The following is a 22,143-nucleotide window of genomic DNA, read 5'->3' as shown; positions in this document are numbered from 1 at the left end:
GGGGCGGGGATCAGAGGGCGGGGGAGGCGTCCGCCGTCCGGGCCGGGGAGTGCATCCGGGCGTCCGTGTCGAAGGCCGTCAGCTCGGCTCGGTGGAGCAGATGTTGGACAACGAACGACCGGCCCGCCACCTTCCACAGGCCCCGGCCGCGGCCCAGCTGGGCGATGGCGGCCATCTCGACGCCGGTCAGGCCGAGCAGCCCGGCGGTGGCGGCCAGCTGGTCGGCCTCCTGCCGGTAGATCACGCGGGTCGCGCAGTCGGCCAGCAGGCCCTCGGCGAGGGCGCGGGCCCGCGATCCGGCGTCACCGGCGCTGAGCAGGTCCGAAAGGCGGTGGATGATCAGCATGTTGGCGATGCCGAGACCACGGGAGAGCTTCCACTGGCTCTGCATGCGCTGCAGCAGGGCCTCGTGGCGCATCACGCGCCAGGCCTCGTCGTAGATCACCCACCGCCGCCCGCCGCCCGGGTCGCTGAGCGCGGACTCCATCCAGGCGCTCGCGCAGGTCATCGCGAGGACGAGCCCGGTGTCGTCGCCGGCGCTGCCGAGCCGGGACAGGTCGATCGTCAGCATCGGGCTGGTCGGGTCGAAGGCGGCGGTCGAGGGGGCGTCGAACATTCCGCCGAGGTCGCCGCTGATCAGGCGGCGCAGGGCATGGGAGAGGTCCTGGGCGGCCTCGCCGACGCGGCGCGAGGGGTCGCCGATCGCGGCATCGAGGACGGCGGGCTGGCCGAGGACTGCGGCGACGTCGCCGAGCAGCAGCACCCGGCCCTGCTGCTCCGCCTGCTCGGCGGCGGTGTCCAGCGCGAGGTCGAGCGCGGTGTACTCCCGCGGCAGCAGGTCGCGCTGCAGCACGGTCCGTGCGAGGGAGCCGAGCAGCAGCAGGCGGCGCTTGCGGACCTCGCTCGCCCAGCTGTCCGGATCGACCCCGGCGGGCGGGGCGGGCGCGTCCATGGGGTTGAGCCGCCCGGGCAGGCCCGGGCCGAGGGCGATCGCGGTGCCCCCGACGGCCTGCGCGACGCTGGTCCACTCGCCCTTCGGGTCGCAGGGGACGTACACGCGGTAGCCAAATGCCGTGCTGCGCAGGGCAATTGATTTCGCCAGGGCGGACTTTCCCTGTCCGATGACGCCGGCGACGAGGCAGTTCGGGTTCGTGAAGTTTTCGACGCGCGAGTAGAGGGCGAACGGGTCGAAGACGAAGCTGGCTTCGGCGTGGACGTCGCGGCCGATCAGCATGCCGGCGGAGCCGAGGCCGCCCTCGGCGAGGAACGGGTAGGCGGCGCTGGCGGTGGCGGTGGTCATCCGGTGCGGGGGCAGCTTGAGCTTGCCGCCGCGCAGGGAGGCGGTTCCCGGGCGCCCGCCGGCCGGGAAGACGGGGCGCAGTTCCTCGTTCTCCTCGCGGCGGGTGCGGGTGCGTACGGGGCGGGAGCTGTCGCGGGCGGTGCGGCGGGCGGCGGCGAGGTCGCGGCGGGCCTGGCGGCGTGAGGCGCGGTCAGTGCGGGTGGGGGTGAAGAGAGGGGAGGCGGATGCGCGCAGAGCGGGTCCTTGGTTCAGGCGCGGGAGGCGGCGGTCGGGGTTCCGCGCAGCTCGGAGGGGGTGGAGATCTGGCGCATGCGGGCGGAGGCAGTGGTGTGGCGCTGGCAGATGACCATGTCCGGGGCGCCTTCGGGCAGCCGCAGGGCGCAGGCCTCGCGGGTGGGGAGCCGTCCGTCGGCGCGGGGTGCGCGGTGGTAGGCGGAGTGGAGGGCGTCGGCGCTCTGCCACAGCCGGATCCGGGCGGCGTGGAGCTGGTCGGCCTCGGCGGGGTTGTTCGGGCGGGTGGCCGTGGTGTGGGTGTCGACCAGCTGGAACAGCGCGGTGCAGTGGGAGTGGAGGGCGTCCAGTTCGACGCGGGAGGCGCTTTGCTGGTCGGGCAGCGCGGTGTGGTGGTGGACGTCGACGGCGGCGGTGGCGAAGCGCAGGAGTCGGGAGGTGCTGTCGGTCGGCGGGTGGTTCATGGCGGGCCTCCCGTCAGAGCCGGGCGAGCGGTAGGGCCGCGCGGCTGAAGCTTTCGGCTTGCTCCCAGATGAGGAGGCGGGGATCCAGGCCTTCGCTGGAGCAGGCGGTCTCCACCGTGGCGCACTGGCGGCGCAGGTCCTCGGGGTTGTCGGCGGAGATCACCACGAGGCCGGTGAAGTCGACGTCCGCGTGGCCGGAGATGAGCTCGCGCTCGTGGGTCTTGGCGTCGGCGTACTCCTGGGTGTCGCTCTCGCTGTCGACCTGGCCCTTGCGGACGCGCTCGGCGGCGTCGGCGACGATCGTGGCCTTCTGCCGCTGGACGGCCTTGAGCGCGGCATCGAGGTCGTCGGGCCCGTAATGCAGGCTCAGGGTCCGCCGGACGCCGGCGGAGAAGATCAGCGAGTGCAGGAAGCCCGCGCTGACCTCGGACCGGGGCCACTGCTCGATCCAGTAGACGGCGTGGCAGGCGCTGTCGGTCAGGACCCGGTTGGGCTCCTCCCGCAGGACGACCGGGCCTGCGGCGGCCGGGGACGCGGTGGCGCGGCCGGTCTCGGACCACTGCTCCATCGCGGCGAGCGACTTGGGGTCGTAGGCGCTGCGGATGACGGCGGCGAACTCGCCGCCGGTCAGCCATCCGCCGGGGGTGAGGCCGCAGTTGCGGAGGGACTGCTCGAAGCCCGGGACGAGCTGGCCGAGGACGGTGAACGCCCCGGTGAGTCCGCCGCCCGCCTCCCCGATCAGGCGGCGGGCCTTCTTGAGGTCGAGGCTGACAGCGATGTACGCCTCGTGCGGGGCGGCGGTGGGGCCTGCGGCGGCGAGCAGTTCCTCGTAGACCACGCCGGCCAGCGGGGCGTCGGGGTTGCCGTTCTCGGCCCAGTAGCGCTGGAGCGCGTCGCCGGAGTCGGGGATGGTGCGCTCGATCACCTGGACGCTCTGGATGTATCCGGTGCGGGCGAGCGCGGCCAGGGCACGGCCCCAGCCGGACACGTTGGCGGCCTTCGTGGGGGCGTCGAGGAGGGCGAAGGCGCGGGAGCTGACACGGACCGCGGCGGTGAGGGTGCCGCGCTGCGGATCGTGGACGGCGCCGGTGCTGCCATCGGGCGAGGTGACCGCGCGCAGGCTGGCGTCGGTGCCGGGCAGGTGGAGCAGGCCGTCGCGCCGGGGCCGGGAGGTGGGGCGGGCGAGCCAGATCAGCTGGCCCTTGGCGCGGCGCAGGTAGTAGCGGATGACGATCGGGGCCCAATCTGCGACGGAGCGGCTGTGGTAGCGGATGAGGACGGCGGCGGCGGCCAGGGCCCAGAGCGGGGTGGCGAGGACGGCCCCGGCGAGGCCGGTGGTGACCATGGTCACGAGCAGCAGAGCGCCGGCGGTGCCGACGACGGACAGCTGGGCGGGGCTGAGCCCGAGCAGGACGCCGCGGCGGGACCGGGCGGGAAAGCGGACGGTCGAGACGAACTCGGCGGTGGACAGAGGCGACTCCTGGCGTCAGGGGCCCGGCCGGGGCTGGTGGCAGCGCCCCGGCCGGGACAGGTCAGGCGAGAGGCGGGGGCGGAGGGGAGGCCGGAGCCGGAGCGGGGGCCGGGCCGCTGACCGGGGCGCTCGACACCGCGGGACCGGCGGGCGACGTACTCGGCATGAACGTTCCTGCCGGGCCGGACGAGGCGCGGCTGCCGGTGCGGGGGGCGCCCAACACGATCGGTGCCGGGGCGGCGGCTCCCGATCCGCCTGGCGGCGCTGCCGCTTCGGCAGCGGTCGCCGGCGACGGGGCCGAGGTGGGGGCGGAATCCCCGCCGCCTTCCGAGGCGGCCCGGGTGATCAGCGGCTGACCGCCGCCGCTGCCGCGACGGGTGATCAGCGGCTTCGTGACCGCATCCACGCTGCCGCCCTTGCCGGTGCCGGGGAAGGCGAAGGTGGACTGGGCCGGGCCGCTGGGGCCGGACGGCGCCGCGCTCGGGGAGGACGGGGAACCGCCGACGGGGCTGTTCTGGCCGGGGACGGTAGCCGGGCCCTGCGGGGCACCTGCCATCGCGGCTCCGCCGGCGCCGCCGGTGCTGGCGCTCATCGCCATGGTCGCGCCCTTGCGGGCGGCGCCCGCGGCGGTGGCGAGACCGGTGCTGGTGGTGCGGTGCAGATCGGCGCCAGTGCCATCCGAGGCCCAGTGCAGGAACTTGTAGGTCATCATCGGGGCCAGCAGAACCATGATCATGACGACGATGCCGGCGAGGACGTCCGAGAGCGCGGCGAGGGCGCCGCCCTTGCCGTCGGAGCGGCCGATCGCGGAGACGCCGAGGAGGAAGATGATCGTCATCACGAGCTTGCTGACCACGAGGGCGGCGGTCGCCTCGATCCAGGCCCGCCGCCAACGGGAAGCGGGTTCCCAGCCGCCGCCGGCTCCGGCGAAGACGGCCAGGGTGACGAGCACCAGGATCGCAACCTTCCGGAGCACCATCGTGCCCCAGTACATGATCGCGCCGGCGACACAGCCGAGAGCGACCAAGGCGGGGATGCCCCAGCCGAGATCGGACAGCGTGGTGATCTGGCCGACCCGGATCACCCGGGCGACCGCGTCGGACGTGGACGTATTGGCCACGTGGAACAAGCCCTCGCTGAGGGCGTCGACGATCGTCAGCGCGATGCTGGTGCAGGAGACGGCGACGAAGGAGAACAGCACGCCCGAGACGGTGCCGGTGACGGCCTGGGACAGGGCCTGCCCGTCGCGCCGCCAGGCGGCCCTCATCAGCTGAAGGCAGAACGTCGCGACGATCACGACCAGGCCGATCGGCAGGATCAACGAGTAGTTGTCCCGGAACCACGACGCGCCGAGATCGACCTTCGTGGTGGTGTCCACCGCCTTGGCCGCGAGGTCGGCCGCACTCTTGGCCATGTCACCGCAGGACTTGGCGATCCATTTGCCGATCGAGTCCGTGATGCTGTCGGAGACTCCGCCGACGACCGTGTCGCACAGCGCGCCGGCCAGGGGGAGATCACAGAAACCGATGGGCGATCACCTCCTTTTCTCTCGTGGGTGGTCAGGGGTAGACAGTGGGGGCGATCGAGGCCAGGGCGCAGTCGTGTCCGGGGCGGCACTGGACGGCGATGGTGATGGCGCGGTCCTCGGCGCCTCGGCCTCCGTCGTTCCAGGTGATGGACTGGGTGCCGGTGACCGTGACGGCGTACAGGTAGGCGACGGTCAGCTTCGTCGGGTCCTTGGCGACGGCCGACTGGAAGGCGGCGGGAAGGTGCGCCTCGGCGGCCTGGCCGGTGGCCCACTGGCCGTTGTCGCGCATCCGGTCCCACAGGGTCGGGTCGGGTACCTGGGAGGCGACGGCGTCGAGGTCGGCGTACTGGCTCTCGCCGGTCATCCACGCGCGCAGGCCCGCGAGCTGCTGGGACTGGGTGGTGGTGCGGGTGTCGTACGACCACAGCGCGGTCGCGAACGCCTGGGCGAAGGCGAGGGGGTCGGTGGTGTGAGGCGGCGCCGCTACCGGGGAGACGGACGGCGTCGCACTGGCAGAGGGGGCCGGTGTGCCGGGCACGAGCGTGCCGGAGGCGGAGGTCCGGGGCGAGGTGGCCGGGGCGGCGGAGGCGGCTGGGGCCGGGGCCCGGTGGCCGCCGCCCGCATACCGGGCGATGAGCCCGGCGATGAGGGCGGCGACCACCAGGGCGCCCAGGCCGATCAGCACGCGGCGCAGCATCAGGGACTGCCCGCCCGGCTTGAACGGCATGAACTTCGGCATCATCAGTGGACGTTGGTCCCGACGGTGCTGAAGAACGTCACGATCCCGTTGGCGGCACCGAGCAGGAGGGCGCAGCCGGCGGCGACCAGCGCGCCTTGCTTGCCCTTGGCCTCGCTGCCGTGCGAGCCGGTGTGGTGGCCCCAGGCCCAGACGATGCCGGAGACGCAGAGGGCGCCGACCACGGCGATGATGGCGAAGAGGTTGATGCTGCCGACCGTGGACTTGAGGACGGACAGGCCGGGCAGGCCGCCTTCGGACGGGCTGATGCCGGGGTCGAAGGCCAGCTGCTGGACCTTGACGGCGGCGTCGGCGAGATAGGTGGTCAATCACGCTCCACAGAGATGGGGACAGAGGGGAGGCGGACAGGCCGCAGAGGGGAGGAAGTGCGCGAAGTGCGCTGGGAATGGCCGCAGTTGACGTCAGTGGACGATGCGGCGGGCGGCGATGATGCCGGATTTCCAGGAGGCGAGCGTGCTGATCTTGACGACGTCTCCCGTGTGCGGCGCGTGCACGATCAGGCCCTGCCCGATGTACATGCCGACGTGACCGGGGCCCTCGGAGCCCGGCTCCGTGAACAGCAGGTCGCCCGGCTGCAGGGCGTCCACGGACACCGCGATGCCCTCGGTCACCTGCGTGTAGGTGGTGCGGGTCAGGGAGATGCCGGCCGCCTTGTACGACTGCTGCATCAGGCTGCTGCAGTCGCACCGGCCCATCGGGTCGGGCCCATGCGGTGCGGCGCACGACCCGCCCCACTGGTAGGCCGTGCCCAGCTGACCGAGGGCCCACTTGATCGCGGACTGCACCGGGACTGGCGCGGTGGTGGGGATCGCGTACCCGTCCGGCAGGGCGCCGGCGGGGATGGTGCCCCAGTCCGTTCCGCTGCCCGAGTCCGTCCCGCAGGAGCCGGACGGCGAGGCGGTCGGCGACGGCGAGCCGGACGGAGCCGGGCCCGGGGACGGGGTGGTGGGCGAAGTGCCGCCGAGCGCCTGGGCGATGGCCTGCTGAAGTGTGGTGGCCAGCGGTTCCCACTTGGCGTAGGCGTCCGGGAAGCCGCTCTTCTGGACCGCCTGCGCGGCCTGGGTGAGCGGCAGCTGCTGCCACCCCTTGACCTCCAGCAGCGCCTTGTAGAACTGGGTGGAGGCGTAGACGGGATCCTGGATCTGGGCCGGGGTGCCCCAGCCCTGCGACGGCCGTTGCTGGAACAGTCCGAGACTGTCCCGGTCGCCGTCCGGGAGGTTGCGAAGTCCGGACTCCTGCAGCGCGGTCGCCACCGCGATCACCTGTCCGCGAGCGGGGACGTTCATCGAGCGGCCGGTGGCGACGATCGCCTTCGCGTTGGGGATCTGGAGGCTCGGCGAATCGAGCCCCGAGACCGGGGCGGCCGGACCGGCGGAACCCGAGAGGATCAGCCGGACCTGGGCCGCGACGGCCGCACTGTCCACAGGCTGTGCATTCGTCCCGTTGTTGGTGCAGGACGTCGCGTCCTTGGCGGCCTTGGTCGCCTCGTCGTTCGCGGTGACCGCGAGCGCGGGGAAGCCGATGAAGAAGGGGACGAGCAGGATCCCGGCGGCACCGGCGCCCGTCACCTTCCTCCAGCTCATCGCGTCCTCGTCGGGTCGCCTCCAGCAGCCCGGCAGCGCGAATTCGGCGGACGGCAGAGGGGCACGGGAGCCCGGCAGGTGAGGGAGCGGATGGCGAAGCCTCCGATCAGATCAGGCGGCCGAGAACACACGGCCGACACCGGGCCCCGGCCGCGCACGGCGGCCGGGGCGGAGCAGACGGAAAGCGGCAGCAAGCCGCCCTCGTAATCTCGAAAAAGGCATGGGGTGCCCTTCATGGGATGGGTGGAATTCGCCGAATGGCGTTTACGACGGTAGAGAACCAGCGGCCGAAAACCTAAAACGGCTGAACCGGCGTACCGGCGGCACAGGTGCGCCCAACAGCTCGAACCCGCTCCGGCCATGAGCCATGAATGCCATTCAGGAGGCGCGGGGCGATCCGGAGTGCCGGTGCGTCACACGGTAGGAGCCGGGCGGCCGAAAACCAAAAACAGGAGTAAATGGCCTTCATGTCCGACGCCGCGCCGTGCGACGTGGAGGACGATAGGCGGAGCCCCGGCCGAAAATGAAAAAAGATCTTGACGCGGGAAGGCGGGAGCCCGTTTTAGGTTTTCGGCCGTCGGTCGCCTAGGTTGCTCCGACCGCCACCCGACCGCCGCCCTCGCCGGCGTCTGCGGGATCACCGCACGGCCGGACAAACCCCACCGGCCGGGCGGCGCGGCGCCCTGTCCCCGCACCGAAGGAATCTCAATGACCGTGTCAAGCCGTCTGCGTGGCCGGCGGGGCGGAGGTGAAGAGCCTCTTGTCACGCAGCATCGCCCACAGCACGTCGATCCGGCGTCGAGCCAGCGCGAGCAGAGCCTGGGTGTGCAGCAGCCCTTCGCCGCGCTTCTTGAGGTAGTAGTCCCGGGACGGCCCCGGCCGCATCATCGCGGTCTGGGCGGCCATGTAGAAGACGTACCGCAGGCGCCGGTTGTAGCGCTTGGGACGGTGGTAGTTGCCGGTGCGGCGTCCGGAGTCCCGGGCCACCGGGGCCAGGCCGGCGTGGGATGCCAGGCGGCCCGCGTCGAGGTAGCCGGACAGGTCACCGACGATGGCGACGAACTCGGCGCCCAGAATGGGGCCCATGCCGGGCATGGACTCGATAATCTCGGCCCGCTCGTCGGCGCGGAAGGTCTCGCGGATCTCCCGGTCGTTGTCCTTGATCCGCTCATCCAGGGCCAGGAGCTGGTGGGCCAGGTCGCAGACCAGCTTCGCGGCCCGTTTCTCGCCGGGCAATTCGGTCATCTGCGATTGCGCGGCCTCCACGGCCTTCGTGGCGACAGCATCGGCGCCGCGGACCTTGCGGCGTTCCAGCCAGGTGGTGAGCCGCTTGACGCCGGTCCGTCGCAGGGCGGCCGGAGTCTGGTACTCGGTCAGCATGACGACCGGGCCTTTGGCCGCGGAGTAGTCGAAGGCCCGTTCCAGGGCCGGGCAGATGCCGACCAGCAGGTCACGCAGCCGGTTGATCAGCCGCACCCGGTCCGCGATCAGGTCGGCCCGGTGGTTGGTCAGCAGCTGGAGCGTGCTGACCAGCTCCGGGGGCGTGTTCAGCCGGGCGAAGCCCTTCGGGCGCATGCGGGCCTGGTCGGCGATGACACGCGCGTCTTTGGCATCGGTCTTGCCCTCGCCGCCGCGGTAAGCGCCGGACATGCGGTTGACCGTGCGGCCAGGCACGTAGACGACGTGCTGCCCGTGGGCGATCAGCAGGGCCAGCAGCAGCGTGGAGGCACGGCCGGAGATGTCCACCGCCCACCGGATCTCGCCGGCCTTCTCCCGGGCGGCGTCGATGAGTTGGAGGATCTGCGACTCGTCGTTGATCACCTTCGTCGAGAACACGCTCTCGCCGTCGGCGTCTACCGCCACCGCCCAGTGGTGCCCCTTGCCGGCGTCGATGCCGACCCATATCCGCTTGTGAGACGCGCTCAAGCCCATCGCTCCGTTCCACCGTGACCAGCAGACTTCCGTGGCCCGCAGAACACTCCGCCGACAGGTCCCTAACCAGCGATGACCGCAGTTCTCAATCAGTGGTCGGAGCGTCCCGAAGGACCGGGCGGCCATTCCTTCGGAGCCACAAATCGGCAAGCACCCATCAGCCACACCCGGTCCTCCTGGACCGCCAACATTCTTAGGGAACACCCCTGAACTACACGATCCACCGCGGCGACGCCCTGCTCCGGCTCGCCGAGATCCCCACCGCCAGCGTCGACTGCGTGATCACCGACCCGCCGTACAACTCGGGCGGGCGCACCGCCAAGGAACGCACCTCCCGCAGCGCGCGGGCGAAGTACACCAGCGCCGACGCGGCGCACACCCTCGCCGACTTCCCTGGGGAGAACAAGGACCAGCGCGCGTACACCTACTGGCTGAGCCAGCTGCTCGCCGAGTCCTGCCGGGCCACCCGCGACGGCGGCATGGCCGCAGTGTTCACCGACTGGCGCCAACTGGGCTCCACCGCAGACGCGTTGCAGGCCGGAGGCTGGATCTGGCGCGGCGCGCTGGCCTGGTACAAGCCCGCAGCGAGGCCGCAGAAGGGTCGCTTCACCCAGAACTGCGAGTTCGTTCTGTGGGGGAGCAAGGGGCCCATCGACGCCGACGCCAACCCCGTCTACCTGCCCGGCCTCTACACGGCGTCCCAGCCGCGCGCCGGCCGCGTCCACATCACCCAGAAACCCGTATCGGTGATGCGCGACCTCGTCAAGATCGCTAAGCCCGGCGGCACCGTCCTCGACTTCTGCATGGGCAGCGGAACGACCGGGGTCGCCGCCCTGCTGGAAGGCCGGGACTTCGTCGGCATCGAGGTCACCGACCACTACGCGAGCATCGCCGAACAGCGCCTGGCCGAGACCGCCCGGCAGATCGCCGCCGGCACCTCCGGCACCGAACCCAACGGTGCGCAGCCGCCCGCCTGAACCCGCTCAGCCGCCGGGCCGCCCGACACGGCGGCCCGGCCCGCCGCCCAGCGCGATGCCGCAGTCGTCGCGAAGAAGCGCTGACCGGCCCGACCCGGCCGACGCAGCACAGCGAGCAAGCGCCAACCGCACCGCGGACACCGGCCGCAGACCTGGAGCCCCAGCTGTACTACGCCCCGTTCACCGACTACGTCTCCGACCTCGACCTCGACGAGCTGGACCCCGCCGACGAGCACACCTCCCGCGCCCTTGCCCGGCTGGGCGACTGGGAGGACCCGTGCATCGTGCTGGTCAGCTACGACCAGCCCCGCGACCAGCAGCCGGGCCGGTGGGACCACTTCTATGTCGCGCAGGACGAGCATATGGCCGCGCAGGGTCGGCCGTTCTTCGTCGGAGTCCACCTGGAACGCGACACCGGCGCCCGGCTGATGCGCGTCGCCGTGCGCGATGAGGCGATGCCGGCCCTGGCCGAGGCGTGGCTCATCGCCCGCGGCGCCGACCCGACACGGCTCCGGGAGTACATGCAGCGCAGCGAGTACCGCGCCGCCGACGCCGAAACCGAGGCGGCGCAGGACCTGCTGCGCCACTCCGGCACCCGCTTTGACGTCCACGACTCGGCCTCTTCACCGGGCACGCCGTACGCGACCTGGGTGATCGCCACCGACAACGAGGCACCCGACCCCGCCCGTCCGGTCGCCGTGTTCGTCGGGCACCGGCAGGCCGACAGCGAGGAGTTCACCCTCCGGCACGGGCACGTCGCCAGCATCGAGGACGCCTACACCTGGACCCGCCGCGTCCCCGGTGCACCCCTGCCGCGGCCCGGCCAGCCCGGCACGGCCCGCGCCGACGCCGCCCGCCTCGACCGCCGCCCGCCCGGCCTGACCGAGGCCAGCGGACCGGACGACCCACCCACCCCGTCGGCACACCGGTCGGGCCCCGAACACAGCCGCTGAGCCCGAAGGGAACCCCCCCGATCACCACCGACTCCAGCCCGAGCACCCCCCTCGACGTCGCCCCCCGGTACCTCGCCGGAGCCAGCAGCCGGACCAGCCCCATCGCCCGAGCCGTCCTCGCCTACGACTGGCGGCAGGACTACAACAGTGAACTCGGCCAGACCTTCGTCAGCAGCCCCGACCACCGATTCCGGATCGGGATGGGCCAACTCGACCCCGGCGCCTGGTGGCGGATCACCGCCGCCCGCGAACCGCTGGGCCCGCCCCAGTGGATGGCCGGGTTCTCCAAGGACACCCCCGAGGAGTTCGTCACCGCCGTCACCGAGTCGCTCCACGTCCCCCTGCCCCAGACCGACTGGACGGGCGAAGCCCACCCGGCACTCAAGGAAGGGACGTTCGACGGCGACGCCGTCCTCGACGCGCTCGTCGCCGCAGGCTGGCGCAACCTCGGCGAGCCCCACGGCGTCCGGCGCGTCGAGTCGCCCGACTACCTCGCCCGCGCCGAACTACGCCGAGGCGCCAACCACCTCGACCTCATGGGCAACTGCGCGCTGGCCGTATACGTCGGCCCCGAAGAGGCCGGCGACCCGTACTGGCAGGCGCTCTTCACCGCGGACACACCCGCGATGGTGACCGACGCCTTCGTAGGCGCCCTGGTCGACCCGGCTCCGCTACGGCGCGACGGCGAGTGGATGGACGAGCACCTGCTCGCCCACCTCGGCTACACCCTGACCGAGGACGGCCTCGTGCCGGTTGCGCCCGCCTACACCGACGAGGACCTCACCCGCGCAACCGCGCAGTCGCTGTCCACCCTGCTGGCCGCCGCGGACGGACACCTGACCATGGGGGAGGTCCTCGACGAACTGGAGGACCAGCCGCTGCCCAGCACCGAAGCGGGCCCAGGCCCGCACACGACATGGGGCCAACTCCCGCCCGAGCAGCAGCAGCTGGCCGCGATGCTCACCCTCGACCTCGTCACGGACTCCGCCCGGTACAGCCACCGCCTGCTGGGCCTGGACGACGACGCTACCGGGCTGGTGTGGGAGGACCTGACCCGCGGGCGGGTGCCGGCTGTGCCCTTCGAGGATCTGCGCTTCACCAACGAAGACCTCTACGCCGCAGCAGGCACGATCGCCGCGCACATGATCGCCACCACGGACGACCCGTCCGGAATCCTGGAGGGGTTCCACGGTGAGCCGATCGCCAGCCGCGCCAACGAGGACACCACGCAACGGTTCTGGGACGAACATCCGGACTACGTCACGCAGCCCGCGTACGACGAGATCTGCCGCCGGTTCACCGCCGTCCACGACGTGGCAGCCGACCTCTTCGCACCGGGCATGCCCCGGCCCCCGGCGCTGGTCGCCGCAGCACCCGCCTACCTCGCCGGGCCCGGCCACACCACGGCCAGCACCCCCGCAGTCCCGCTGCTGGCCGCCGGGTGGAACGTCGTCGAGATCCGGTCCGGCGCCGTGTACCTCAGCCCCTGCGGCCGGATCCGCACCACCGCCCTCCATACGGCAGGCGGCACGAACTGGAGCACGGCCTACACCGACCGGTCGACCGGCGACCAGCTGTGGCACTTCACCGCCGACGAGCGGACCCCCGCCGAGATCACCACCGCGGTACACGCGGCGCTCGCCGCTACCCAGGCCACCGCTCCGGCTGACCTGCGTTGCCCCGCCTTGTCTGGTGGTCTTGAGCCCCTGGCCGAGGGCGGCTGGTTCATGGACACCGTGCCTGGCCACATCGTCTGGACCGCGCCCGACGGCGAGATGGCCTCGGTCAGCCGCACCACCAGCGCTTCCGCTCTCGCCGAGGGCGCGAATCCCAACTGGGTGATCAGCGGGGGCGACCTCCGGCCCGGAGGCCAGCGCTGGTACATCGAGATGGCCGACCGAGTGCCCCGTCCGTTGCTGACCGCCGTCGCCGCCGCGCTCACCAGCACCGAGCCCGTGGCCCGACTCGCCCGGCAGATTTCACACGAGCACAGGGTGTACCTGGACATCGTCCCGCGGGATCGGCGGGCCGTCGCACCGACGGGCAACCGCACCGCCGCCGCCCGCCGACGACCCCTCGACGGTAAGGCGGCCACGGCCGACGGGCCCGTGCCCGCCGAAGCGTCCCGAACGCAGCTGCCCGCGCCCCGCCGGCGGACGCCCCGCCGGCGGACGCCCCGCCGGCGGACGCCGTGACCGGCTGATCAGAAAAGAGCACCGCCGAGGGCGCCCTGGTCCTCGGGGCTCGACCGCGACGGCATCGCTTGCGAGTGACCGTGAGCGCCCGCACGGCGCGTACTCCCGCAGAGCGTGATCACTGCGGTGCGGGTGTGCGCTGCTGGGCCGCCTGGGCGGGGACCCAGGTCTGGACCTGGGAGGGATGGACGTAGAGGACGTGGGGGTTGTGGCTGTGCGGCCCGTAGCCGCTGCTCGCGCTCACGAGGAGGTAGGCGCCGGGCGGGACATGCCAGTTCCAGAACCAGGCGTCCTGTTGCAGCCCGGTGTCGCACCAGGTGATCACGGCTTTCGAGCCGCGGCGGGCCCGCTGGTAGACCTGGGTGACGTGGAGCAGGTGGCCGGTGCCGGTCGCGCGCTGGCGCTGGAGGGTGTCCCACTGGGCGGCCAGCTGGGCGTCGCGCCTGTGGTTGGAGCGCCTGCGCACCGCCACGATGGCGAGGGCCACGAGGACGGCGACGATCACAAGGCCCGGGCTGCTGTTCATGCACCCATCTTGCACGCCGCCGTTGTCCTGGTGCGGTCAACCCCGGGGAGCGGCGGCGACCTCGCCCCGAGGGACGGCCCCGGGTAAAGGCACGGCGGGGCTCACTGGTCGTCTTCGGTGGCCGCCGGTGCCGGGTCGGCATCATCGTCGGCGGCGTCCGTCTGGGGTTCGTCTCCGGTGTGGCGCCAGCCGCCGCCGGTGTACCAGGGGTCCGTGGCCAGGGCCCGGTACAGGGCGGCCTCCCAGCTGTTGGGGCCGGTCTTCGTCCACGCCTGGGCCTGCCAGGTGAGGTACTGCTCGATGCCGGTGGAGGGCAGGAAGGACAGCATGCCGGCCAGGGTGGCCAGGTGGCTGCCCACGTGTAGGCGGAAGCGGGCGTCGAGGTCGAAGACCTTCAGGTGCGAGCGCAGCCGGTCGACGAGGTCCTGGTCCCAGTCGGCGGGGGCCTCGACGTGGAAGCGCACGCTCATGGGCCGGCGTCCGGCGGGGCGGATCAGCCGGGCGGCCAGCCACGGCACGTCGAAGAGGTCGTCGTAGTAGGGGTGGAGGGTCTGCTCGCCGGCGCTCGCCGGGGCCTGCTGGCCCTTCCCGAAGTTGCAGTCGCGGCAGGCGGGCACGAGGTTCGCCGGGACGACCGACAGCAGCGGGTAGGAGGTCTTGGGGAGCTGGTGGTCCAGGGTGGCGACCTTGCCCACCCCGCACAGCGGGCACAGCCCGCGGGCGGCGTTCTTGATCGCGTCGTATATGTGCCGCCCCGGGGTGCCCTGGCCGACCAGGTGGCTGGTGTAGACCTTGCGTAGGGCCTCGCGGTCGGCGGGCGCGGCGGGCGCCGCCGCCAGGGCGGTGAGGTCGTGAAGGGTGTGGGCCTGGGCGGCCTGGTGGAACTGTTCGCCGGCCTCGGCGACGGCGTCCTCGAACGCGGCAAGGTGCGTTCGGGTGGCGGGCCGGGCGGTGCTGATGCAGGTGAGGTAGGTGTCCCGGGGGGTGAAGGACGGCGGGTCGAGGTGGCGCATCAGGCCTCCCGGCTCTCGTCGCGCACGTTGAGCAGGGCGCTCAGCACCAGCCGGGCCTCGCTGCCCAGCCGGTCGCCGAAGTGCTCAAGGACATCGTCGTAGTCCAAGCCCTCCTCGACCAGGCGCCGCAGCTCGCGCAGGAACCCGGCCCCGGTGACCTCCAGCCCGAAGACCTCGTGGGTGAGCACGCCCACGTTCTCGCCGTAGGTCTCGATGCGGGGGCGGTCCGCGCCCAGGTGGCGGCCGTAGCGCCGCAGTTTCCACACGCAGTGCGCGGGGATCTCCTGCAGCACCACCGGTGAATGGGTGGCGACCACGGCCAGGCCGTTGCGGTCGGCCAGCAGGTCCGATAGGGCGCGCATGAACGCGGCCAGCAGCGGCGGGTGCAGGTGCGCCTCGGGCTCGTCGATGATCACCAGGGTGCGCTCGTCGACATGTTCGATGAGCCGGGTCATCGTCAGCAGCACGATCTTGTGACCGGAGCTGAGGCCGCGGAACAGCGAGCGCGCCTTGTGTCCGCGGCTGCGCGCGCTGGCGGTGACCTGGAAGTCCTCCACCCATCCCTCGTCCAGGAAGCCGCTGCCGGGGTAGTCGAGGGTGCGCAGCGCGGCGATCCAGCGCGGGGCGCGCTCGCGGGTCAGGCACGCCTCGATGCTCTCGCGGAAGTCCCTGCGCAGGGCGTGAGGGGTCTTGAACCGGGGCGAGCCGGCGGTGCGGACCCGCAGCCCGACGTAGGTGGCGGGGAACAGCTCGTCGCCCTCGACCAGCGGGAACTCGTCGAAGGCGCTGAAGGACACGGTCACGAGGTTGGCGAACGACCGTCCCTGGCGCCCGTACTCGATCACGCGGCCCAGGGCCGGATCGGGCTCGGGAGCCGCCACCGCGCGGGCCAGGTGCGAGAGCAGGAACGATTTCCCGACGCCGTTGCGGCCGGTCAGCGCGTGGACGTTGCTGGGGGGCTGGGAGCCGGCCTCCACCCGAAAGCGCAGGTGCACCGGGTCGGCCCCGGGCCGGGCCGGCGGCTCGAAGGCGATGTTGAAGGAGGCCCGCCGCACTCCGCCGCGGGCGATCCGGCGCCACTGCCCCTCCACGGTGGCCAGACGGATTCCCCGCAGCAGCGAGCTGCGGGTCACCTCGTGCGCCATCGCCGCCTCGGCGATCGCTTCGTCGAAGGCCATGTCCCGCAGCGCGACCAGGACCGTTTCCCGGTCCTCGCCGGACAGCCGGCGCAGCCGCTCGTAGTAGCTGTCGTCCTGCCCCACCGAGAAGAACCGCTCGTTCAGCATGGTGAAGCGCCCGGGCAGCGTGGTGACGGGCTCGCGCGACGAGGGGACTTGGCCGATCTTCACTGTGCCGACTTCGACTCGCGCTCCCGCGACCAGCAGGAAGAGCGTGAACAGGGTGCGGAAGCCAACATCGTCCCCGTCCTCACGTACCAGGAGCGCGTCGGCGTCGAGCGGGCCGATCCCGCTCTGGTCGGCATGATCAATGACCGCGAACCGCACGCTGCTGGCCCCCTGGTTCCCGTGGCTGTCGGACAGCCGATCCTACGGGGAGAGCCCGGCCTGCCATGATCGCTGTCGTGGGCCCGCCCTGGACGCGGGGGTAGGAGGGGCAGAGGCGCTCATCACGGAGCGTCTGGTCGTGCGCGCGGGCCGTCGTTGAAGACCCCAAGGACTGGGTGCGCAGGCACACGAGCGGGGACGGGCCGCAGGCCCGCGCTCCTCCCCGACCTGCTCCGCGCTCCTGCGGGCAGAAACGGCGGCGGGCGGTGCACCGAGAGCGGTGTACCACCCGCCGCCGTTCGCATGAGATCAGGCCGCCGCCTCGAAGCTGGCCGCCAACAGCGGCACTGCCCGGGCCAGGTCCTCGGCCGAAGCGATCCGAACCTCCAGATCCCCGGTGCCCAGATGGCCGACCTTCCGAAGGTCACGGGTCCAGCCCGGCTCCAGCTTCACCGTGGAGGGGTCCACGTTGAGTACCACGACCAGCGCCCGGGCCAGCACTCTGACGCACGCGTAGTTCCGCCGCCGCCGGTAGGCGAGGTAGTGCTGCAACTCGACGCACAGGCCGTCGCCGAGTTCGAGCAGCCGCTCGTCGAGGCTTGCATAGAGAGCACGAAGATCGGCCGACGCGTGGTCCAGCAACTCCCGGACGCCTCTCCGCACCGGAGACGCCGCACGATCGGGCTCCGCCCGTCGGGAGGCCGAGCTGCCGCAGCCACCGGCGACCGACGCTGCCAGCTCCAGCGTGACGAAGTCACCTTCGTACTGCTGGTACACCACCAGGTCGACCCGGTGGTGCGACATCCCCGCCGCGACCACGTCGTACCGGTTGAAGTCGGCGGCGATGCAGACCACCCGAGGCGAGCTCCAGTCGACCGCCGCGGCGACCTCCTCGCCGAACCGACCGGCCACCAGGCCCTCGAACTCGGCGCGGTGGTCCACCAGCCACGCCAGGTAGAACAGCCCCTGCGACAGCACGCTCTCCGAGCGCGATCGCTTGAACTCCACGATGACCGGAGACCCGTCCTCATCCATGCCCAGCGTGTCGATTCGGCCTCTGTGGATACGGCCCGTCGAGTGCTCGCTCGCCACGAAACGGATCCCCAGCATCGTCTCCATGTTCGCTTCGACCAGCGCCTGAAGGTGCCGCTCCAGCTCCACCGCACCACCCTCGACCCTGCGAACCGCGCCGTCATTGACCCGGAAGACCTGCAACAAACCCCCATGTCCACCCAGCAAGCGATGTGAGCCGGATAATATACTCTGACCGTCAGGGAAAATCTAGAGACTGTGACTCATATCATATCGGCTTACTTATGTCCGGGGCTGGACTGAGGGGCGGGTGGTGCCGACCAGCGGCACGCACGGCAGTGGGCCGCCGGCAGCGGCGAAAATGACCCGCGCGCCGTCCGTGCCGGGAGCACACTGAAGCCATGTCGCTGCGGGAAGTCCCATCACCCGTCGAGCCGTTGGCAGGTCGCCGCACTGTGCCCGCGCTCCGGTCCCTCGCGCTGAGCAGGCCGGTGCTGGTGCCGGGAAAGGCGGTGAGCGAGCAGCGCGCGCCATCGCCGGATCTGCTTGGTGGTGAGGATGCCGGGCATGACGCAGTAGCCATCACGGCGAAATGCACTGACAGTACAGAGAGTTGCCATCTGATCAGGTCATGGAAGTGCCGAAGAGCGGCCCGGGCAACGGGAACTCAGCGCGGCCCGGCTTCCTGCCCCGGAACCGCTCGTTTCTCAGGCGGTCTACTCGTGGCGGGTGTCTTGGCTGGCAAGTGGTCAGGCCAGGAGCTTCTCCACCGTCCGGTGCGCGGCAAGGAAGTGCTCAGCCTGCCGCAGGAGCACCGTGTCACCGAGTTCGCTCAGGTGGACGCCATCGCTCCACAGCCCGGCAATCTCGTGGTTGGCGGGTGCTGAGGCCAACTGCCGGGCGACCGCGATAAACGGCGCCCACACGTCGAGGAACAGCGCGCCGTGGTCAGCGGCGGCCTTAGCTGCGGCTTCGTTGTAGCGGGCCAGCTCGGCGTTCATCTTCCCGACGGTCTCCGGCTCCTCAATCGCACCGAATGGCGTCTCGGAGATCACGACGACCTGGCGGGAGTACCCGCCGAGCTGCGCCAGCATCGCGTTGGTGTGCCTGGTGTATTCCTCGATCCTGACCGCCTCGGCCGTGCGGCCCTGAAAGCAGCGCCAGACGTCATTGATGCCGCATCCCAGGAACACCAGGTCGTAGTCGACGCTATTCGTGGTGCGGTCGTCGGCGACGATCTTGGCGATGTCCCGGCTGGTGGCGCCGCCTACGCCGTGGTTGCGGATGTTGAAGGCTACGTGGGGGAAGCCGGCTCTGAGCCCGAGGGAGAGCCGGTGGACCCAGCCGCGCTGGTGCCAGCCCTCGACGGTCACCTTCGAGCCGACCTTGGGGAGGTTCGCCTGGTCGGTCAGCAGGGCGTTGTAGCCCTCCAGGTGCTCCATGATGCTCGTGCCGAAGAACCCGACGGTCAGGGCGTGCCTGTCCTCGCCGATTGTCAGGGCGCGGCCGTGCTGGGCGCACAGCTGGGCGGCGGCGCTGGTGTCCTCGCTGATGCTGGTCATCTCGGTAAGTCCCGTTCGCTGGGTGCGGATGCTGGCCGGGCCGGGGCCGAGGCACAACGTACCTGTCATTAGCGAGTGATGTCGGACAGTCAGTTGGCGGTCCTTCCTGACGAGGAACGGGCCGATCGCGAGCATGTCCAGCGGGCCGGCCCCTACGCTCGCACCCGGAAGATCGACCTCGTCGCCGAGACCTTTGAACCCCACCGCCTCTGTGCCAACCTGCACAGCCTCGCGGCGGGGTCACCATGTTCTACGGGGCAGGCGCCGATGCCCCCGGAAGCGTGAAGGAGTGAGATGTCAGGGAGTGATGAACCGATCCACATGCGACTCGCCGACCTCGTTGCGCCCTTCGGCCGTTGCCGAGCCATCGATCTCGGTTGCGGATCGGGCCCCACACTTCGGGCTGTGAGCCGTGTTTCACCCGATGCGGTCCTCCTCGGGATCGACCGGTCGGAGGGGGCTCTGCGGCAAGTGGCCGCCGCCCTCGACGACCACCGGGGACCCGTCGCCGCGATTGCCGCAGACCTGCGGGATCCGCTGCCGATCGCTGATCGATGGGCAGACGTCATCCTGTCGTACAACACGCTGGAATGCGTGCCGACCCCAGAGACGTTGCTGGCGGAAGTCGCACGGGTACTGCGCCCTGGCGGGCGGGCAGTCATTGCGCACGTCGACTTCGACTCGCTCGTTGTCGCAGGGGCGGACAGCGAGCTGGACCGAAGGATCTGCCACGCCTTCGCGGACGACGTTCAGAGCTGGATGGACCACGCCGACGGCCGGATTGGCCGAAAGCTCGGTCTACTGCTGGCCCGAAGCCCTCTGGAAGTTGTCCGCGTCGAGCCGTTCCTAGTGTGGTCGAGCGAGTTCACCGGGCACGCGCGGAGGCGCATCGAACTGATCCGAGATGTCCTGCTGTCGGCGGCTGACCATGGCCGCGGCGTAGTGGGCCCGGATGAGATCAAGGAGTGGTACGGGGCGGTAGTCAGGGTTGCTGGCCAGCATGGGTTCTTCTTCTCCGAACTGACGTTCATCGCAGTGGCGGAGCGGCGCTGATCGGGATGTTGGTCAGACTCTGGGCTGCCAGAAATCCGGTGTGCGGTGGGCCGTCGAACCGTTGCATCGTTATGGCGACTAGCTGATGGGCAGTTAGAATCGGCGTGAGTTCTCCCGGTGCGTCCCGGTCGTTGCTGTGGAGATCCTCAGCTGATCCGGTGGGTCGGGCTCGCGGAGTCGTCACGCAGTGGGCGCTGGCCGGGGCTGACCGGCAGCCGCTAATGGGCCTTCGCGCCCAGGCGCAACGCACTACAATCCGTGTCCTGCCAAGAGCCCTAGGCGACGGTCGCCCCAATCCATCGGCCGCTCGAACGAAAGTTGCTGGTCATGCGCTGGTCTCAGATGCACATCCCCACCCTGCGTGAGAACCCGGCGGAAGCCGACGCGCCAAGCCACCAGCTGCTGCTGCGCGCCGGCTTCATCCGCCAGCTCATGGCGGGCCACTACTCCTTGCTGCCGCTCGCCATCCGGGTGCGCTCGAAGGTCATTAACATCATCCGCGAGGAGATGACGGCCATCGGAGCGCAGGAGTTCACCCTGCCGGCGATGCACCCCGCCGAGATCTGGCGACGCAGCGGCCGGTGGGAGGTCATGGGCGACGAGATGTTCCGCCTCAAGGACCGCAAGGGCGCCGACCTGGCCCTGGGCATGACCCACGAGGAGATCTTCACGTCGCTGGCCACCGAGCTGAAGTCCTACCGTGAGCTCCCGCAGATGTGGTACCAGTTCCAGACGAAGTTCCGCGACGAGCCCCGTGCTAAGGGCGGCTTGATGCGGACCCGCGAGTTCACGATGAAGGACTCCTACAGCTTCGACCTCACCCAGGAGGGACTGGACCGCTCGTTCGACCTGCACCGAGAGGCGTATGTGCGGATCTTCGCGCGGCTGGGCATCCCTGCCATTCCTGTGGAGGCGTCGAGCGGCAGCATGGGCGGGTCGGCGTCGACGGAGTTCATGTGCCCGGCCGAGGTCGGCGAGGACTTCGTCGTCCACTGCCCCTCCTGCGGCTACGCGGCCAACATCGAGAAGGCCACGTCCCGGCTGGCCCCGGCCGCGGACGCCGCCGGCCCCGGCGCGCCCGAGCGGTTCGACACCCCTGATGTGCGGACCATCGACGACCTGGCCTCGCGCTTCGGCGCGCCGGCCGACCGGCAGGTAAAGACACTGGTCTACGTCCTGGACCAGCAGTTGACCCTGGTCCTGCTGCGCGGCGACCACACCCTGGCGGAGCAGAAGCTTGCCGACGCCACCGGCGCGAATGCGCTGCGGCCCGCTCGCCCGGAGGAGATCCAGGAGGCCCTTGGCGCGCTTCCGGGAAGCCTCGGCGCTGTCGGGGTCACGTCGCTCACCGTCCTCGCGGACGAGGCACTGCGCGGGCGCACGGACATGTTCACCGGCGCGAACGTGGACGGCGTCCACCTGCGGGGAGTCAACGTGGAGCGGGACATCGTCGTCTCCACCTGGGCGGACCTACGCGAGGTCGCATCCGGCGAGCCGTGCGTACAGTGCGGGGAGCCGCTGCAGGTGCAGAAGGCGATCGAGGTCGGGCACATCTTCAAGCTCGGCACGAAGTACACCGACGCCTTCGACGTGACGGTCCTGGACACAGACGGCACCCCCAAGAAGATCATCATGGGTTGCTACGGCATCGGCGTCGAGCGGAACATCGCCTCCGCCATCGAGTGCCACCACGACGACAAGGGCATCGTCTGGCCCATGTCCATTGCCCCGTTCGAGGCCGTGGTCACCGTGGCTCAGCCCGACGACGAGGCCACCGCCTCGGCCGGAGAGCAGGTCTACCAGCAACTCCTCGCCGCGGGCGTGGAGACGGTCATCGACGACCGCGCCGAGCGCGTGGGCGTGAAGTTCAAGGACGCCGAGCTCGTCGGCATCCCCCTGCGGGTGACCGTCGGCAAGCGCGGACTCGCCGACGGCATCGTGGAGCTCACCGACCGAGCCTCGGGCGAGACGCAGCGGATCCCGCTGGACGAGATCGCAGCCTGCGTGCGCAAGGGCGTCGACTCGGCCAAGTAGAAATGCCTATCAGGAAACGGGACTGAC

18 protein-coding genes are annotated in these 22,143 nt (G+C 71.1%); 5 read left to right on the top strand and 13 right to left on the bottom strand.

Annotated elements, in window-relative coordinates; genetic code table 11:
• Positions 1–10 precede the first annotated feature (10 nt).
• From ACH4J0_RS19075 to ACH4J0_RS19040, 8 genes are all read right to left on the bottom strand, one after another.
• Complete coding sequence (locus tag ACH4J0_RS19075; RefSeq protein WP_360260480.1) at positions 11–1,552, bottom strand: ATP-binding protein; 1,542 nt, start codon at positions 1,550–1,552, stop codon at positions 11–13.
• Positions 1,549–1,995, bottom strand: coding sequence for a DUF6238 family protein (locus ACH4J0_RS19070; RefSeq protein ID WP_396241492.1), 447 nt, complete (start codon positions 1,993–1,995; stop codon positions 1,549–1,551). The genes ACH4J0_RS19075 and ACH4J0_RS19070 overlap by 4 nt, the downstream gene beginning before the upstream one ends.
• Before the next feature lie 13 nt (positions 1,996–2,008).
• Entirely contained in the window at positions 2,009–3,466 is a 1,458-nt protein-coding gene (locus tag ACH4J0_RS19065; protein ID WP_360330418.1) for an SCO6880 family protein, read from the bottom strand.
• Between the two features lie 61 nt (positions 3,467–3,527).
• Positions 3,528–4,880 carry an ATP-binding protein gene (locus tag ACH4J0_RS19060; protein WP_360330303.1) on the bottom strand — a complete coding sequence of 451 codons (1,353 nt, stop codon included), beginning with the start codon at positions 4,878–4,880 and terminating at the stop codon, positions 3,528–3,530.
• Between the two features lie 145 nt (positions 4,881–5,025).
• Positions 5,026–5,736, bottom strand: a complete 711-nt coding sequence (locus tag ACH4J0_RS19055) for a hypothetical protein (protein ID WP_396241490.1) — start codon at positions 5,734–5,736, stop codon at positions 5,026–5,028.
• Positions 5,736–6,059, bottom strand: a complete 324-nt coding sequence (locus tag ACH4J0_RS19050; RefSeq protein WP_360260319.1) for a DUF6112 family protein — start codon at positions 6,057–6,059, stop codon at positions 5,736–5,738. Before ACH4J0_RS19050 ends, ACH4J0_RS19055 begins: the two co-directional genes overlap by 1 nt.
• Before the next feature lie 93 nt (positions 6,060–6,152).
• Positions 6,153–7,334 (bottom strand): NlpC/P60 family protein, encoded by a 1,182-nt coding sequence (locus tag ACH4J0_RS19045; protein WP_360260322.1) that lies wholly within the window; start codon positions 7,332–7,334, stop codon positions 6,153–6,155.
• Between the two features lie 717 nt (positions 7,335–8,051).
• Entirely contained in the window at positions 8,052–9,266 is a 1,215-nt protein-coding gene (locus ACH4J0_RS19040; RefSeq protein WP_396241488.1) for an IS110 family transposase, read from the bottom strand.
• Between the two features lie 206 nt (positions 9,267–9,472).
• On the opposite strand from ACH4J0_RS19040, the gene ACH4J0_RS19035 reads away from it, so the two are divergent.
• The 3 genes from ACH4J0_RS19035 to ACH4J0_RS19025 all read left to right on the top strand — a co-directional run bounded on the left by ACH4J0_RS19035 (position 9,473) and on the right by ACH4J0_RS19025 (position 13,391).
• A complete protein-coding gene (locus ACH4J0_RS19035) occupies positions 9,473–10,243 on the top strand; it encodes a site-specific DNA-methyltransferase (RefSeq protein ID WP_360330421.1) in 771 nt (256 codons plus the stop codon).
• Positions 10,244–10,527: 284 nt separating this feature from the next.
• A complete protein-coding gene (locus ACH4J0_RS19030) occupies positions 10,528–11,196 on the top strand; it encodes a hypothetical protein (protein ID WP_396241486.1) in 669 nt (222 codons plus the stop codon).
• Positions 11,193–13,391: a DUF317 domain-containing protein gene (locus tag ACH4J0_RS19025; RefSeq protein WP_396241824.1), complete on the top strand. Its 2,199-nt coding sequence runs from the start codon at positions 11,193–11,195 to the stop codon at positions 13,389–13,391. The genes ACH4J0_RS19030 and ACH4J0_RS19025 overlap by 4 nt, the downstream gene beginning before the upstream one ends.
• A gap of 118 nt (positions 13,392–13,509) precedes the next feature.
• Here the strand turns inward: ACH4J0_RS19025 and ACH4J0_RS19020 are convergent, their stop codons facing one another.
• The 5 genes from ACH4J0_RS19020 to ACH4J0_RS19000 form a co-directional block, all read right to left on the bottom strand.
• Entirely contained in the window at positions 13,510–13,917 is a 408-nt protein-coding gene (locus tag ACH4J0_RS19020) for a hypothetical protein (RefSeq protein WP_396241484.1), read from the bottom strand.
• Between the two features lie 101 nt (positions 13,918–14,018).
• Complete coding sequence (locus tag ACH4J0_RS19015; RefSeq protein ID WP_360330315.1) at positions 14,019–14,930, bottom strand: hypothetical protein; 912 nt, start codon at positions 14,928–14,930, stop codon at positions 14,019–14,021.
• A complete protein-coding gene (locus ACH4J0_RS19010) occupies positions 14,930–16,435 on the bottom strand; it encodes an AAA family ATPase (RefSeq protein WP_360330318.1) in 1,506 nt (501 codons plus the stop codon). The genes ACH4J0_RS19015 and ACH4J0_RS19010 overlap by 1 nt, the downstream gene beginning before the upstream one ends.
• A gap of 309 nt (positions 16,436–16,744) precedes the next feature.
• Entirely contained in the window at positions 16,745–17,653 is a 909-nt protein-coding gene (locus ACH4J0_RS19005; protein ID WP_396241482.1) for a DUF5655 domain-containing protein, read from the bottom strand.
• Positions 17,654–18,216: 563 nt separating this feature from the next.
• Positions 18,217–19,029: an SGNH/GDSL hydrolase family protein gene (locus tag ACH4J0_RS19000; RefSeq protein ID WP_396241480.1), complete on the bottom strand. Its 813-nt coding sequence runs from the start codon at positions 19,027–19,029 to the stop codon at positions 18,217–18,219.
• 294 nt (positions 19,030–19,323) lie between these two features.
• Here ACH4J0_RS19000 and ACH4J0_RS18995 point away from each other — a divergent pair, with 294 nt between their 5' ends.
• Both ACH4J0_RS18995 and ACH4J0_RS18990 read left to right on the top strand, forming a co-directional pair.
• On the top strand, positions 19,324–20,082 hold the full coding sequence (locus tag ACH4J0_RS18995) for a methyltransferase domain-containing protein (protein WP_396241478.1): 759 nt from the start codon (positions 19,324–19,326) through the stop codon (positions 20,080–20,082).
• Positions 20,083–20,409: 327 nt separating this feature from the next.
• Complete coding sequence (locus ACH4J0_RS18990) at positions 20,410–22,116, top strand: proline--tRNA ligase (protein ID WP_360330330.1); 1,707 nt, start codon at positions 20,410–20,412, stop codon at positions 22,114–22,116.
• Positions 22,117–22,143: the final 27 nt, after the last annotated feature.

The sequence above is a fragment of the Kitasatospora sp. NPDC017646 genome (assembly GCF_044329365.1).
Taxonomy (GTDB): domain Bacteria; phylum Actinomycetota; class Actinomycetes; order Streptomycetales; family Streptomycetaceae; genus Kitasatospora.
The sequence above is the reverse complement of the archived record's forward strand: the minus strand, read 5'-3'. Positions and strand labels throughout refer to the sequence as shown.

What these genes read in the sequence shown, in the direction of transcription:
- ACH4J0_RS19070 (WP_396241492.1), bottom strand. Translation starts at nt 1,995, where the DNA reads ATGAACCACCCGCCGACCGACAGCACCTCCCGACTCCTGCGCTTCGCC.
- ACH4J0_RS19060 (WP_360330303.1), bottom strand. Translation starts at nt 4,880, where the DNA reads ATGGCCAAGAGTGCGGCCGACCTCGCGGCCAAGGCGGTGGACACCACC.
- ACH4J0_RS19055 (WP_396241490.1), bottom strand. Translation starts at nt 5,736, where the DNA reads ATGATGCCGAAGTTCATGCCGTTCAAGCCGGGCGGGCAGTCCCTGATG.
- ACH4J0_RS19045 (WP_360260322.1), bottom strand. Translation starts at nt 7,334, where the DNA reads ATGAGCTGGAGGAAGGTGACGGGCGCCGGTGCCGCCGGGATCCTGCTC.
- ACH4J0_RS19040 (WP_396241488.1), bottom strand. Translation starts at nt 9,266, where the DNA reads ATGGGCTTGAGCGCGTCTCACAAGCGGATATGGGTCGGCATCGACGCC.
- ACH4J0_RS19020 (WP_396241484.1), bottom strand. Translation starts at nt 13,917, where the DNA reads ATGAACAGCAGCCCGGGCCTTGTGATCGTCGCCGTCCTCGTGGCCCTC.
- ACH4J0_RS19015 (WP_360330315.1), bottom strand. Translation starts at nt 14,930, where the DNA reads ATGCGCCACCTCGACCCGCCGTCCTTCACCCCCCGGGACACCTACCTC.
- ACH4J0_RS19000 (WP_396241480.1), bottom strand. Translation starts at nt 19,029, where the DNA reads ATGACCAGCATCAGCGAGGACACCAGCGCCGCCGCCCAGCTGTGCGCC.
- ACH4J0_RS18995 (WP_396241478.1), top strand. Translation starts at nt 19,324, where the DNA reads ATGTCAGGGAGTGATGAACCGATCCACATGCGACTCGCCGACCTCGTT.
- ACH4J0_RS18990 (WP_360330330.1), top strand. Translation starts at nt 20,410, where the DNA reads ATGCGCTGGTCTCAGATGCACATCCCCACCCTGCGTGAGAACCCGGCG.